The following is a 14,419-nucleotide window of genomic DNA, read 5'->3' as shown; positions in this document are numbered from 1 at the left end:
CCGGATTTTTTGTTTCAGCGAATTACTGCATCCACGGTGGTGGCGGCTCTTCGGTTTTGCCGGGTGGCGCCTCATCGGCGGCCCGCACGGCCTGACGTCGCTCTTCATCGAGGCGCGCCGCTTCGATCTCGCGCATGACGCCGCCCACATCGGCCAGCTCGTCCGGCTCATCAAACTCGCCCGTCAATACACTGCTCGGGTGCAAGGTGCCCGCTTCGTAGAGCGCCCACATTTCCTTGGCGTATTTGGTCGTTTTCAACTCCGGCGCAAATCGGCCGAAATACGACGCCATGTTGCCAACGTCCCGCTCCAGCATGCTGAACGCGTGGTTGTTACCAGCCGCATCGACCGCTTGCGGCAGGTCGATAATGACCGGACCAGTCGGCGTCAGCAGGACGTTGAACTCGGACAAGTCACCGTGAACCAGACCGGTGCACAGCATCAGCACAATCTGCTGAATCAAAAACGCGTGGTATTCACGGGCTTGATCCGGCTCCAACACCACGTCGTTCAAACGTGGCGCCGCATCGCCGTATTCGTCGGCCACCAGCTCCATCAACAGCACGCCTTCAAGGAAGTCGAACGGTTTTGGAACCCGCACCCCGGCGCCAGCCAGACGGAACAGCGCAGCCACTTCGGCATTTTGCCAGGCGTCTTCGGTCTCTTTACGACCGAACTTCGAGCCCTTGGCCATCGCTCGGGCCTGACGGCTGTTACGAACCTTGCGACCCTCCTGATATTCGGCGGCCTGGCGAAAACTTCGTTTGTTAGCCTCCTTGTAAACCTTGGCGCATCGCAGCTCATTGCCGCAGCGGACTACGTACACAGCTGCTTCTTTGCCACTCATGAGTGGGCGCAGCACCTCGTCGACCAGACCGTCCTCGATCAGGGGTTCTAAGCGTTTTGGAGTCTTCATCAGCTTTTATTGTGGGTCCTTTATTACCAAACACGCGAAAGTCACTCGTTATACGGCAATCCGCGCACCACGGGGAGAGGGGCACTGTATTCCAAGTCGCTTGCAGCACTCCCTGTACTCAAATCTGCCAGCCGCATCCTGCGTCAAAGCTTTTGAATAATAGACGAGCCCCGGTTGCCCGGCACCGCCTAATATCCCCAGCTTCAGTGTTGACGAAACAGTTCGCCGGGTGTGGCGCCAAACATTTTCTTGAACGCCGCGATGAAGGCCGATGTGGACTCATACCCGCAGGACAAAGCAGCCCGCGTGACATGGCCTCCCGCTTCGAGCACCTGCAACGACGACAACAATCGCACCCGTTGCCGCCACCCACGAAAGCTCAAACCTGTCTCACGCTGAAACAATCGCATCAGGGTTTTCTCGGACATGCCCAACCGGCCCGACCACAGCCCCACGTTGACTTCGGCATCGGGGGCTTCAATTAATTCATTGCACAACACCAGCAAGCGCGGGTGACGGGGCAACGGTAACGAAAACCCGACCTCCGGCAATTCAGCCAATTGGTCCAGCAACACACTCACCAGACGCTGCTCCGGGCTGCCGTGTTCGGGGTAATTCACGGGCAACGCACAAAAGCGTTTGATCAACTCGCGAGCCAGCGGCGTGACTTCCAGCACACGGCAGTGATCCGGCGCCCATCGACAGTCTTCGCGACGCACATACAAGCTGCGCATTTCGGCACGCATGGACGTAATGACTTCGTGCTCTAGCCCCGCCGGAATCCAGATGCCCCACTGCGGCGGCGCGAAAAAACTGCCTTCATCCGTGTGAACGCCCAACACGCCGCTGATGGCGTAAGAAAACTGCACCCAGTCATGCCGATGACGCGGCGTCCACGAGCCCGCCCCCAAACTCTCAGCCCGTGCATATAACGGCCGAGGCAGTGCATCCAACTGTGGAATCGCCCGTTGAGGGCCACGTTGTCCGTTTGGCGGCATGGATTGGCCTTATGTCGCGATACGTCAGAAAGGGCCAACGTTAGGCTACGTCATCAATTCTTACAATATTGCGGTGCCTGCCATGTCTGTGCTCAAACACTTCAAACGCCTATTCACCGACTGGTTTCTGTGCGGCATGTTGCTAGCCACGTTTCTGGCGTACGTGTTCCCTGCATTCGGCAGCACCGGCGGGGCGATGCACGCAGAATGGGTCATCAATATCGGCGTGTTCCTGGTGTTCTTCCTGCATGGGGTCAACCTGTCCAGCGAGCAGATCCGCCACGGCCTGAAAAACCTGCGCCTGCACCTAATGGTGCAAGGCTTCACGTTTGTCGTCTTCCCCCTGATCTGGTGGGTGGCCGACCTGCTGCTGGGCAGTCATGTACCGCCGTTGTTGATGCTGGGCTTCTTTTACCTGTGCGCGCTGCCGTCGACCATCTCCTCCTCGGTGGCGCTCACGGGCAGCGCAGGCGGCAACGTACCCGCGGCGATTCTCAATGCGAGCCTGTCGAGTGTGCTGGGGATTTTCCTGACGCCATTACTGGTGAGTTTCGTGGTCGGCAGCGGCACGGGCGGGATCGACCTCGGTGCCACCCTGCTCGACCTGTGCGCCCTGTTATTACTGCCGCTGGTGCTGGGGCAGCTGGTACGCCCGCTGTTCGGCCGCTTTTTTGCCCGCCACAAGCGTTACACCGGCATCGTCGACAAGTTGGTGATTCTGCTGCTGGTGTACGCCGCATTCTGCAACTCGATGGTCTCGGGGATGTGGCAACAACAAGGGGCTTCGGTGATTTTCAGCGCCTTCGTCGGCAGCGCCCTGCTGCTTGCGGTCATTCTGTGGATGACCACTCGCACCGCTCGCGCGCTGAAATTCAGCACGCCGGATGAAATTGCCGCCGTGTTTTGTGCCAGCAAAAAATCCCTGGCGGCCGGGGCGCCCATGGCCGCGCTGATCTTCGGCGCCAACCCCGGGCTGGGCTTGATCCTGCTGCCCATCATGATCTATCACCCGCTGCAACTGATCGTGTGCTCGGTGATGGCAGAAAACTATGCCAGCCGCCAGCGGCAAGAGGCCGAAAGCCTTACCCCCAATGCCGCGCCAGCGCCGATGTAATCAGCAACGGGTCAGCGCTCAATAATCGCAGTGACGCCCTGCCCGCCCGCCGCGCAAATGGAGATAAGCCCGCGCCCTTGGCCTGCGGCGTCCAGCAATTTGGCAAGGTTGGCCACGATGCGGCCGCCGGTGGCCGCAAACGGATGCCCCGCGGCCAACGAACTGCCCTTGACGTTAAGCTTGCTGCGGTCAATCGCCCCCAATGGGGCGTCCAGCCCCAGACGGGTTCTGCAGTACTCGGGGTCTTCCCACGCCTTCAACGTACACAGCACCTGCGCGGCAAAGGCTTCGTGTATTTCGTAGTAGTCAAAGTCCTGCAAGCTCAGGCCATTACGCGCCAGCAAGCGTGGGACGGCATACACCGGAGCCATCAGCAAACCTTCGGCACCATGGACGAAATCCACCGCTGCGGTTTCGCCATCGCGCAGATACGCCAAAATCGGCAAGCCGCGCGCCTTGGCCCAGTCCTCACTGCCTAACAACACCACCGAGGCGCCATCGGTCAGCGGCGTCGAGTTACCGGCCGTCAGCGTGCCTTTGGCGCTGCGTTCAAAGACCGGCTTGAGCGCGGCCAGTTTCTCCAGGGTCAAATCCGTGCGCAGATTGTTGTCCCGGGTCAGGCCTAAAAAGGGCGTCACCAGATCGTCTTCCCAACCTTCGTGATACGCCGTGGCAAGCGCCTGATGGCTGTGCAGGGCCAAGGCGTCCTGTTCGGCGCGCGGGATATGCCAGGTTTGCGCCATCAGTTCACAGTGCTGGCCCATCGACAGCCCGGTACGCGGCTCGCCGTTGCGCGGGAACGCGGGTTTTAAAAACTGCGGGCGCAAGTGCAACACCGCCTTGAGTTTGTCCAGCGGCGCCTTGGTGCGATTGAGCTGCAACAACCACCGACGCAGCCCATCGTTCAGGCCAATCGGCACATCAGATGTGGTGTCGACACCGCCCGCGATCCCGCATTCGATTTGCCCCAGCGCGATTTTATTGGCCACCAGCAAGGCGGCTTCCAGTCCAGTGCCACAGGCTTGTTGCAGGTCGTAGGCCGGGGTCTGTGGCGACAGACGCGAGCCCAGCACGCACTCGCGGGTGAGGCTGAAATCCCGCGAGTCCTTGAGCACCGCACCGGCCACGACTTCGCCAAGACGCTCACCGTGCAGGTTAAAGCGTTCGATCAGCCCTTCCAGCGCGGCCGTCAGCATCGCCTGATTACTGGCCGTCGCGTACGCACCGTTAGCCCGGGCAAACGGAATTCGGTTGCCGCCAATAATCGCCACACGCCGCTGAGTCATAAGATTTCCCCTTTAATTGAGTCACCATTGGTCGTTACAGCGTAGGTGCTATCACCCTTTAACGAACGACCCTTGTATTTTTGTGGTCAACCCTTTGAACCCCATGTGTCGGAGAGTGTTCCATGTCAGACCGTTATATCGACTTCGCCAACTCATCCCTCGGCCAGCGTCTGGTCGGTGCGATAGGGCTTCCGTCACCGGTGCGACTGGAACGCTGGCAGGCCGGGCGTCTGCGTCCGGTAGAAGGCCCGTTGTTGATCGGCGGTGGCCCGCTGAGTGAACACATCACGGCCTTTGCCAGCAAACTCACGGACGCCGTGTTCAGCTACGGCCCAGAACCCTCAGTCACCAGCCCGTGGATTCCCGGTCAGGGGCCAACGCTCAAAGCGGTAGTCTTTGATGCCAGCCATTTGCTGCACACCGATCAACTCAAGCAACTGCGCGAATTTTTTCAGCCCTTACTGCGCAGCCTGCAACACAGCGCGCACTTGGTCATCCTCGGCCGTGCACCCGACACCCAACGCGATCCATTTGCCGCCAGCGCCCAGCGCGCCCTTGAAGGGTTCAGCCGCTCACTGGCCAAAGAATTGCGCAACGGCAGCACGTTGCAACTGCTGTACGTCGACGAGGGTGCCGAAGAGCAACTGGAAGGCGCACTGAGGTTTTTCCTGTCGCCCAAAAGTGCATTCATCAGCGGCCAAGTGCTGCGCCTGTCGGCCTGCGCGCCCCAAGTCAGTGATTGGACCCGACCACTGGCCGGGCGCAAGGCCCTGGTCACCGGTGCTGCCCGCGGCATCGGCGCGGCCATTGCCGAAACCCTGGCCCGAGACGGCGCCGACATCATCCTGCTGGACGTCCCTGCGGCCAAAAACGACCTGGAAGCCCTCGCTGCCCGCCTGGGTGGGCGCAGCATCACGCTGGACATTTGCGCCGAAAACGCCGCCGCGCAATTGATTGAACAGCTGCCGGAGGGCATCGACATCGTGGTGCACAACGCAGGCATCACCCGGGACAAAACCCTGGCCAACATGACCCCCGAATACTGGGACGCCGTGCTGGCCGTGAACCTGAATGCGCCCCAAGTGCTGACCAAAGCCCTGCTCGACAGCGGCACCCTGCATGACAACGGGCGGGTCATCTTGCTCGCGTCTATCAGCGGCATTGCCGGTAATCGCGGGCAAACCAACTATGCCGCGAGCAAGGCCGGGTTGATCGGTCTGGCCCACGCATGGGCGCCGTTGCTGAGTGAACGTGGCATCAGTATCAACGCCGTGGCGCCGGGCTTCATTGAAACGCAGATGACTGCGCACATCCCGTTTGCCCTGCGTGAAGCCGGTCGACGCATGAGTTCACTGGGCCAGGGCGGCTTGCCCCAGGACGTCGCTGAAGCGGTGGCATGGTTGGCTCAACCGGGGTCGGGCGCCGTCAGTGGCCAGGCGCTGCGGGTGTGCGGCCAAAGTGTATTGGGGGCCTGAGCCATGACTGTGAATTGGCTTGACCTCGACACCCCGCCGCACCTGACGGCGCTGTACGCCCACGCGGCGAGCAAGCGTAAAATCACCGGCGACACCTTGCCCGATAAAGGGCTGCGTTGCTGGGTGGCGGTGGACGCCAAACCGCTGGAGGCCTTTCGCGAGGTGTGCGACCTGCCCGCCAGTTCACTGTTGCCACCGACGTATCCGCACATCCTGGCGTTCGGGTTGCAAATGCAGTTACTGACCGACCAGGCGTTTCCGTTTCCGCTGCTGGGGTTGATCCACCTGAGCAACCAGATTCGCGTGATGCGGCCCATGGGCAGCGTCTCTCAACTGCGCATTGGCGTGTACGCGCACAACCTGCAAAAACACCCCAAGGGCGCGACGTTTGACGTGATCACACGGGTGGACGATTTGATCGGCCCACTGTGGGAGGCGCAAAGTACCTTGCTGTGTAAAGGTGTCGATTTACCGGGCGAGGCGCACCAGCCTGCCACCCCTGTTGCAGGTGGCATGACCGAGTTGACGCGCTGGTATGCCGCCAAAGACATCGGTCGCCGTTATGCCAAGGTGTCCGGGGATTACAACCCGATCCACCTGAGCACCGCCAGCGCCAAACTGTTCGGCCTGCCGACGGCCATTGCCCACGGGCTGTGGCTTGAAGCCCGGACGCTGGCCGCGTTGAGTTCGCACTTGCCAGCGGCCAACGTCGAAATCTCGGTGGACTTCAAAAAACCGGTGCGCCTGCCTGCAGAAGTGATTTTGCAAAGCAGTGCTGGCGGTTCCAGTGGCGACTTCCAGGTCAATGGTCATCCCGACCTGGTGCACATGGTCGGGCGTTGGCGGCCGTTGAGTTAAATAGCCCTCCCACGCGTCGCGGTTGTCGGATGCGCCAGCGACTACTTGCGCCCACGTCCATTCGGTCGCAAGCTTTGCGCCTTCTGGAGAGCACACCTGCAATGAACCTCGACGAACTGACCCAACGCCTGCACCGCATCCGCGACAAGAACGACTGGAAACCTTTCCACAGCCCGAAAAACCTGGCCATGGCCGCCAGTGTTGAAATGGCCGAGCTGGTGGAAATTTTTCAATGGCTGACCGAAGACCAGTCCCGCCAGCTTCCCGCTGACAAATTGGCCCATGCCGGTCAGGAAGTCGGCGATATCGTGCTCTACCTCTTGTTGCTGTGCAGCGAACTCGGCCTGGACATGAACGACGTGGTACGCAGCAAATTGGCGGACAGCGAAAGGCGTTTCGGCCAATGAGCGACCGTCACTTCGATCTGCTGGCCACCCGCTTCGCGGAAAAAATCTACGGCGGCGCCAAAGGGGCGATCCGCCTCGCCGTGTTGCAAGCCGACCTGAAAGAGTCACTGCCCAAACGCCGCTTGCGCGTGCTGGACATCGGCGCGGGGCTGGGGCACATGTCGCTGTGGCTGGCCGAACAAGGCCATGATGTCACGCTGGCGGAGCCCGCTGCCCCAATGCTTGAAGGCGCGCGTCAACGCTTTGCCGAAGCAGGCCAGAGCGGCACCTTTATTCAGGCGTCCTGGCAAGAGCTCTTGGGCCAACTGACCGAACCGTACGACCTGGTGCTGTGTCATGCGGTGCTGGAGTGGCTGGCCGAGCCCCATGCGATCCTGCCGGTTCTGCATCAACTGACAGCCCAGGGCGGCTGGCTGTCGCTGGCGTTCTACAACCGGGATGCGCTGATCTACCGCAACCTGCTCAAAGGTCACTTCCGCAAAATGCGCAAGAACGACATGGCTGGCGAAAAGCAGAGCCTCACCCCGCAGCAGCCCCTTGATCCACGGGAGCTGGGGCAGGCCATGCAAGGTCTTTGGCAGGTTGAAAGCCAAAGTGGCGTGCGTGTATTCCACGATTACATGCCGGTCGAGTTCCAGGCCCGCGCAGAACTCGACGCACTGGTTGAGATGGAGCTGGCCCATCGTCGCCACCCTGCGTTTGCAGGGTTGGGTCGTTACCTGCATTGGGTATGCCGCCCGCGTTAACTGTTCACCTCTTGGGGGAGTTTCATGTATCGCCGCATTGCGCTTGTGATTCTGAGCCTGGGGCTGGGCGCCTGCCAAAGCCCCAACCCGTATACCGCCACGTCGCTGCCTATGCCTGCCGCCCCGCCGCAGGCTGCCAACGCCATTGATTTGAGCGCCTACCCGGCGCCCCCGCGCGACTATGCTCGCTACCAGAGCTGGGCCTGGCTCAACGACCGCCTGCCTGCAGGTTCGGCCTGGGCCGACTCGGCACAGATTGCCGAAGCCGTGAGCACAGCCCTGGACCAGCGAGGCTTGCGCCCGGTCCAGCCTGGCCGCGCACCGGATTTACGGGTCAGTGCAGATTTACATACAGAAAAACGCTTGCGCCAGGTTCAGGACGACTATGGTTATGGGGCGGGTTACGGCGGGTTCTATGGAGATCGCTACAGTCGTTATGGCAATCAGTTCGGTATGTACAACACCGTACCCATCATTCGAACGTACGAAGTGGAAGTCATGGTGGTGCGGCTTAACCTGTACGACGGCAAAACCGGTGAGCCTGTCTGGAGTTCCAGCGCCGAAACCAGCAGCAAGGGCAGCCTGAGCGAGCGCGGCAACGCTTTACGCGAATCGCTGAACACAGCAGTACAGGCCTATCCTCCTCATTAAGACTCATCGTTGAAGTGGAGAATCATCATGCTACGTCGAATAGCGCTCGTGGGGCTGGCACTGCTGCTCAGCGCCTGCGAATCGATGCAGGTCACGCACGACTACAACCCTTCCGTTGATTTCGCCAGCTTCCACACGTGGGCCTGGAAGGAACCCGCACTGCAATTTGTCCCCAATAACCCGATGCTGAAAAGCGACCTGACCCAACAACGCATCACCCAGGCCGTGGCCTATCAGTTGGACCAGCGCGGCTTGCGCCAAGTGACCCCTGCAACCAAGGCCGACCTGTGGGTGCAGACCTACTTGATCGTTGCTGAGCGTCAGGAGCAAGTGGTGACTAATTACGGCTATGGCTACGGCGGCCCTTGGGGTGGACCGTGGGGCGGTTATTGGGGCGGCCCGTGGGAAGGTTACTGGGGCGCGCCGGTCTACGATGAAGTGCGCAACATCAACTACCAGGTAGGCACCCTTCAAATTGACCTGATCGACGCCAAAACCGACCAACTGGTGTGGCGTGGCAGTGCTGAAAAAGTGGTCGACACAAGCCCGACGCCTGCGCAACGCAGCGCGGCGATTCACGAAGCCGTGAGCAAGATCCTCAGCGACTACCCGCCCAAACCGCAGGCCAAATGACCGCCCGGCAGCAACTGCATACCCTGTAGTCGCTGCCGTTCAGTCCCCCGACTGGCAACTTGCCAGCGCGTGCTGCGCACCTTGACTACACTCCCTTGCACCCTTGGAGAGTTGCGCTCGGCAGCAAGCCGGCAAAGGAGTGCTCGATGTCTCCCCAATTGCGTGGCATCCGTTTTAGCAGCCCTCGTTCGCAGCGGGGAGCAATTGGTTTGATGGCGGCCCTGACCTTCGGCCTGGTGCTGTTGTTTATGTTGTTGGTAGTCGACAGCGGCCGCTTGTACCTGGAGCAACGCAAGTTGCAACGGGTCGCGGATGTCGCGGTATTGGAGGCCGTCAGTCGGGGCGGCAATTGCCTGGCGACCGGCACCAACACGGCCACCACGTACGCTATCGCCAGCGCGACGCGCAACAACTTCCCTCCCGGCAGTACACAAACCTTAAGCGCCACTTGCGGCACACTGGTGACCGGTAGCGACATGCTGCGCACATTCAGCGCCGATGCAAGCAAGTCTGACGCCATTCGCGTCATTACCACCACGGTAGTGCCAACCAGTGTGGCGGGCGGCTTGTGGAACCTGTTTTCCGACGGGAAATTTGGCTTCAATACCCGATTGACGGCGAGCGCGGTGGGGGCCACGGGGGGCGCACCGTTGGCCGCACTGACGATCAGAACTTCATTGGCAGACATAAACTCAAGTAACTCCCCTCTTCTGAACAGCCTTGTGGGCGGCCTGCTGGGCGGCAAATTGAACTTGAGCCTTGCGTCATGGCAGGGCTTGGCAAACACCAATATCAACTTGCTGAGCTATCTTGATCAACTGGCCATCGACTTGAACCTCAATGCCGGTGATTACACTCAGTTGCTCAACACCAATGTCTCTGCGACTCAACTGATTAACGCCGCCATTAATGTGCTGCAAAAAGGAGGAGCGGGCGCTACGGTCGCCGTGCAAGCGTTGACCGCCATCAAGCTGATTGCCGCTAACACGCAAATACTGAAACTGGGCGACTTGCTGAAAATCCAGAATGGCACCTCGAACGCTGGGTTGAACACCAACTTGAAGGTCTTTGACCTGTTGCAAGGGATCGTGCAACTTTCAAATGGCAAAAGCGCTGCGGCCGCCGATATCACGTCGAATATTCCATTGGTAGGCACCGTCACGGTGTCGGTCAAAGTGATTGAACCACCGCAAATGTCTGTAGTTGGCAACCCGGCGTTGGCTATTAAAGATCCCATTTTCGGCACCAATCGCATCTACGTTAAAACAGCGCAAGTTCAAACTCACATCCATATTGATCTCGCCGTTCTCAAACTGGTGTCGCAGATAACGTCTGCGATCACCCAACTGCTTTCGCCTCTGACCAGTATCGTGAACAAGTTGCTGAATCTGAATTTAATCGGGGTTTTGCAGTGTGTTGTAGCCTGTGAGCGGACATCCCTGAGCATTGCGTCATCGTTGGATATTTATCTGGAAGCGGCGAGTGCCAACAGCTATGTCACCGCCTACAACTGCTCCAGTCCGGCCACCAAAAGCCTGACAGCACAAACGTCGACAGCGGCCGCGAAGCTGAGCATTGGCAGCCCGCCAGCCAACGGTGCATTTCCCGCGTCGGTTGAAATCAACAAGCTGAACTACCTGGCGGTAGATCCGGTAAAACTGATCAGTATTGATGTCACCACGTGCTCAGTCATTTTGCTATGCGGCCCGTTGCAGGTCGGCAAAGGGGGCGGGCTAGGGTTGAAGGTTCAAACTCAAATAGCGGCCAACTCCCAGCCGCAAACATGGAGCGTCCCCCTGCTCCCCGAGGTTAACAATCCGCCTGCTTACAAAACCCCGCTAAACAGCAATGCAAGCATTATCAAAAGTCTGGGGGACTCGCTGTCTGACAACCTGTTGGTGACGTACACGCCACAAACAGGCAGCGTGGCCAACGATGCACTTACGGGAGTGGCCGGGCTGGTCAACCAAGTGACGGGGATCCTGTCCACCGCGTTGAGCGGCGTGCTGTCAAACCTGCTGGACCCGATCCTCAACACGCTCTTGGGCGCACTAGGGGTCAGTCTGGGTAATGCTGAAGTGGGCGCCAACCTGTCCTGCAATCAAGGCGGCCGCGCTCAACTCGTGCTCTGATCCTCCGCCACGGGCAGTTCCACACAAAACCGGGCGCCGTGTTCGGTGTTGCTGACGCTGAGCCGTCCGCCCATGTTGTCGATGATGCCGTAGCTCACTGACAACCCCAGCCCCGTGCCTACGCCGACGGGTTTGGTGGTGAAGAACGGTTCGAAGATGCGCTCCAGCAACCGAGGGTCGATGCCGCCTGCGTTGTCCTGTACCCACAACCGCACGTGGCGGGGGGCTGTTTCGATGCCAAGGCCGATCCACGGCGCGAAGTCACGGTCTTTTTCACGCTTGCCGAGCAAGGCATCACGGGCGTTGACCAGCAGGTTAATCAGCACCTGTTCCAGTTGGTCGACATGGCCGCGCACGTTGACGGCGCAGTCCAGTCCTTCGCAGCGAATCTCTACGCCTTTGCCGCGCAGCCCGTCACTGAGCAGTGACAGCGTGCCATCGATGGCAATGGCGGGGTTAAACACTTGCTGTTCGATCTCCGAACGCCGACCAAACACCCGCATGTGGTCTACCACCCGCGCCGCACGTTGCACTTGGGTGTCGAGGCGATTGAGTTTGTCTTGCAGGTAATCGATCTGCACATCGCCGTTGCTCAGGCGTTTGAGCACATTGACGATGGCCATGCGCATCACGTTCAGCGGCTGATTGATCTCATGGGCCAGCCCGGTGGCCATCTCGCCCAGGGTGGCCATTTTGGCGCTCTGGGTCAGCTGCTGTTGCGAACGCCGCACTTCGGTGTTGTCGCGCCCCACCGCCTGCACTTCGATCAACGTCCCGTGCTCATCAAACACGCCGCGGTCCGACCAGACCCACCACGCGTGTTCGCGCCCCGGCAGTTGCAGGCTGATTTCGGCGGTACTGACCGGGAATTCAGGGGTCAAGGTGGCCAAACGTTGTACAAACGCCAGATGTTGCTCCGGCGACAACCAGCCGCTGAGGTTGATGCCCGGTAACTGTTCGGGCGCGCACTCCAGGTAATTGGCTAACGGGCGATTGCCAAAGGTCAGGGTCAAGTCGGGGGTGTAGCGGCAGATCATCGCCGGGGAATCTTCCACCAGCATGCGATAGCGCTCTTCGCTGTGCTTGACCCGCTCCGCGGCTTCCGTGGCATCGGTGATGTCCAGCCACAGGCCCACGGCCTCGACCGGCAATCCCAAGTCGTCACGCAGCAACTTGGCCTCGTCCAGTAACCAGTGGTAGTCGCCCTGGAGGTCGCGCAGTCGATAGCGACTGCGCACACTGCCTTCGCGCAGCAGTCGTCGCGTGCGCTCGAAGTAGTGCTCACGGTCCTCCGGGTGCACCCATTCGATCAACGCGGCGGCCGTGCACGCTTCCCGCGTCCAGCCCAACAAAGGTTGCAAGCTGGCGCTGAAGAATTCAGGCAGCAACGCGCCCTCGGCATAGCGCTGCACATAAATCACGGCCGGAGAGCTGGCAATCAGGTTGTCGAGCCGCGCATGGGCCGCCGCCGCTTGCTGTTGCTGGTTTTGCATGTCACTGACATCCAGCATGAACCCCACCACACGTGGCCCGCCCTCTGCGCCCAGCACTTGGCCCTGAATGCGATACCAGGTCACCGGCCGCTTACTGTCGGGTTGGTGCAAGCGCACGCACAACAACAGGGGGGTATCGTGGGACAACAAATCATTGAAACGGCTGGCCAGCTCTTCCCGGTCTGCCGGATGAAACAGCCCCAACCACGCGTCACGGGACATATGAGCAGCTTGAGCAGGGAGCAGGCTCGCAGCCAAAGGCGGGGCAAGCATCAGTTGCTGCGTGCTGGGCGACCACTCCCACCAGCCGCTGCCCAGCAGGCCCTGTAACGCCTCCATGCGCTCCATCTGCTGCACGTGTTGCTGCTCGCGCAGGCGATTGAGCAGCGGCCCCGCCAATGCCGCGCACACCTGTAGCCAATCGTTGTCGCCCATGGACGGGGCGTGACGACTGGCCGGGTAGTGGCCGAACAAGAGCCACGCACTCACCCCTTGATGATCGTTGTAAGGCACCAGCAAGCCATCGGTATTGCCAAACAGCCCGCTCAGCCGGGGCTTGTCATTGATGCCATGCAGCGCTTCAAAACGCTGGGGGACGTGACCATTGAAGCTGTCGAGGGTGCTGCCCAGCGCTTGGTCGACGTCCCACAACGCAGGCGCATCATGGCGCTGGTAAACACTGTAGATACGCCATTCGGTCTGCGTGGCGTCTGGCAAGGCCAGCGCCACACACGGGATATGCCAATGCTGCGCCACCTGCTGCAACAGATCGGTCACCACCGCTGGCACGCGCGCTGTGCCGCAGCGGCGCAATTGCTCGCCCATGTGGGTGGTGAGCAGGTGGGTGAGCTCGCGGTGGCGCGCCTGCTGTTGGCCCAACAACAAATCGCTGATGTCCAACAGTTGCAGCAACCAGCCGTCACCCTGTGGCTGTACCCAGCCGCGGGTATGCACAACAGGGCCACCGCCGACCTGAAACATGAGGTCCAGGCTTTGCCCATGCCAATCTCGGGGCGTGCCTTCGAGGGCCAGCGTGCTGCCCGGCACCAGATAATCGATTAACAGCCGCGGCGGACCATTGCCCATCGCCATGACCAATGCATGGGGCTGCGCGGCCTGTATCTCCAGCACATGGCCGTGCTGATCGAGCCGTATTTGAATACCCGCCTCTACAAGCAGCGGGGTAGGCGCCAACGCAACGGGCTCATCAGCCCGGCCCAGTAGCCGCCCGAACAGGCGCTCGCCGCTGATCAAAACTGCAAACTCGATTGAGCCGTCAAGGTGGTCGGCAAGCTGGGCACCTTGATGTTCCCCGGCAGCACCAGCACCGGCATGATGGCGCTTAACGCGGAGGCTGGCAGGCTGACGGTGACGGTTAGCACCCCACCGCTATAGACCGCCTGTTTATTAAGGCTGCTTTTCAAGGCGGTCGGCACCCAAGAGAGTTGGTCACTCAACACGCTCAAGGCGCGATTTTGTACATCTTGCGTGTACGTCGCGGGGGAGACGGTCGGGTCCAGCGCCACACTGCGGCGCACCGCTTCAGCCGTGGAGTGGTTGAACGACTGCATCAGCAAAAGCGGCAGGCTGTAACTTACGACGCCGTAAAACACGGCGAAAAACACCACAAACACCAGCGAAAATTCGATGGCCGCTGCGCCTTTTTCCTTTGTGGAGAGGCTTGTTTTCATGACTGCGTCTACCCTGAAA

13 protein-coding genes are annotated in these 14,419 nt (G+C 60.4%); 8 read left to right on the top strand and 5 right to left on the bottom strand.

The window, feature by feature from the left end; translation table 11 throughout:
• Nucleotides 1-22 precede the first annotated feature (22 nt).
• A complete protein-coding gene (locus HBN68_RS09720; protein ID WP_094992075.1) occupies nucleotides 23-916 on the bottom strand; it encodes a PA4780 family RIO1-like protein kinase in 894 nt (297 codons plus the stop codon).
• 203 nt (nucleotides 917-1,119) lie between these two features.
• A complete protein-coding gene (locus HBN68_RS09715) occupies nucleotides 1,120-1,914 on the bottom strand; it encodes a helix-turn-helix transcriptional regulator (protein ID WP_094992074.1) in 795 nt (264 codons plus the stop codon).
• 82 nt (nucleotides 1,915-1,996) lie between these two features.
• On the opposite strand from HBN68_RS09715, the gene HBN68_RS09710 reads away from it, so the two are divergent.
• Nucleotides 1,997-3,028 carry a bile acid:sodium symporter family protein gene (locus HBN68_RS09710; protein ID WP_094992102.1) on the top strand — a complete coding sequence of 344 codons (1,032 nt, stop codon included), beginning with the start codon at nucleotides 1,997-1,999 and terminating at the stop codon, nucleotides 3,026-3,028.
• Nucleotides 3,029-3,039: 11 nt separating this feature from the next.
• On the opposite strand, the gene HBN68_RS09705 is transcribed toward HBN68_RS09710, so the two are convergent.
• Nucleotides 3,040-4,314: an acetyl-CoA C-acetyltransferase gene (locus HBN68_RS09705; protein WP_169963855.1), complete on the bottom strand. Its 1,275-nt coding sequence runs from the start codon at nucleotides 4,312-4,314 to the stop codon at nucleotides 3,040-3,042.
• Between the two features lie 122 nt (nucleotides 4,315-4,436).
• Between HBN68_RS09705 and HBN68_RS09700 the strand changes: the two genes are divergently transcribed.
• The 7 genes from HBN68_RS09700 (at nucleotide 4,437) to HBN68_RS09670 (ending at nucleotide 11,216) form a co-directional block, all read left to right on the top strand.
• Complete coding sequence (locus HBN68_RS09700; RefSeq protein WP_094992072.1) at nucleotides 4,437-5,789, top strand: 3-oxoacyl-ACP reductase; 1,353 nt, start codon at nucleotides 4,437-4,439, stop codon at nucleotides 5,787-5,789.
• A gap of 3 nt (nucleotides 5,790-5,792) precedes the next feature.
• Complete coding sequence (locus HBN68_RS09695) at nucleotides 5,793-6,647, top strand: MaoC/PaaZ C-terminal domain-containing protein (RefSeq protein ID WP_169963853.1); 855 nt, start codon at nucleotides 5,793-5,795, stop codon at nucleotides 6,645-6,647.
• A gap of 101 nt (nucleotides 6,648-6,748) precedes the next feature.
• Nucleotides 6,749-7,054, top strand: a complete 306-nt coding sequence (locus tag HBN68_RS09690; protein WP_094992070.1) for a MazG-like family protein — start codon at nucleotides 6,749-6,751, stop codon at nucleotides 7,052-7,054.
• Nucleotides 7,051-7,800: a methyltransferase domain-containing protein gene (locus tag HBN68_RS09685; protein ID WP_169963851.1), complete on the top strand. Its 750-nt coding sequence runs from the start codon at nucleotides 7,051-7,053 to the stop codon at nucleotides 7,798-7,800. The genes HBN68_RS09690 and HBN68_RS09685 overlap by 4 nt, the downstream gene beginning before the upstream one ends.
• 24 nt (nucleotides 7,801-7,824) lie before the next feature.
• On the top strand, nucleotides 7,825-8,451 hold the full coding sequence (locus HBN68_RS09680; RefSeq protein WP_094992068.1) for a DUF4136 domain-containing protein: 627 nt from the start codon (nucleotides 7,825-7,827) through the stop codon (nucleotides 8,449-8,451).
• A 27-nt stretch (nucleotides 8,452-8,478) separates the two neighbouring features.
• Entirely contained in the window at nucleotides 8,479-9,084 is a 606-nt protein-coding gene (locus tag HBN68_RS09675) for a DUF4136 domain-containing protein (RefSeq protein WP_094992067.1), read from the top strand.
• A 146-nt stretch (nucleotides 9,085-9,230) separates the two neighbouring features.
• Nucleotides 9,231-11,216 (top strand): pilus assembly protein TadG-related protein, encoded by a 1,986-nt coding sequence (locus HBN68_RS09670; protein ID WP_169963849.1) that lies wholly within the window; start codon nucleotides 9,231-9,233, stop codon nucleotides 11,214-11,216.
• Here the strand turns inward: HBN68_RS09670 and HBN68_RS09665 are convergent.
• Together HBN68_RS09665 and HBN68_RS09660 are read right to left on the bottom strand one after the other, a co-directional pair.
• Nucleotides 11,201-13,963 carry an ATP-binding protein gene (locus HBN68_RS09665; protein ID WP_169963847.1) on the bottom strand — a complete coding sequence of 921 codons (2,763 nt, stop codon included), beginning with the start codon at nucleotides 13,961-13,963 and terminating at the stop codon, nucleotides 11,201-11,203. The genes HBN68_RS09670 and HBN68_RS09665 overlap by 16 nt on opposite strands.
• A complete protein-coding gene (locus tag HBN68_RS09660; RefSeq protein WP_094992064.1) occupies nucleotides 13,960-14,400 on the bottom strand; it encodes a TadE/TadG family type IV pilus assembly protein in 441 nt (146 codons plus the stop codon). Before HBN68_RS09660 ends, HBN68_RS09665 begins: the two co-directional genes overlap by 4 nt.
• Between the last annotated feature and the right edge of the window lie 19 nt (nucleotides 14,401-14,419).

The sequence above is a fragment of the Pseudomonas sp. WS 5078 genome (assembly GCF_012985745.1).
Taxonomy (GTDB): Bacteria; Pseudomonadota; Gammaproteobacteria; order Pseudomonadales; family Pseudomonadaceae; genus Aquipseudomonas; species Aquipseudomonas lundensis_A.
This window is presented reverse-complemented; position numbering and strand designations above follow the sequence as displayed.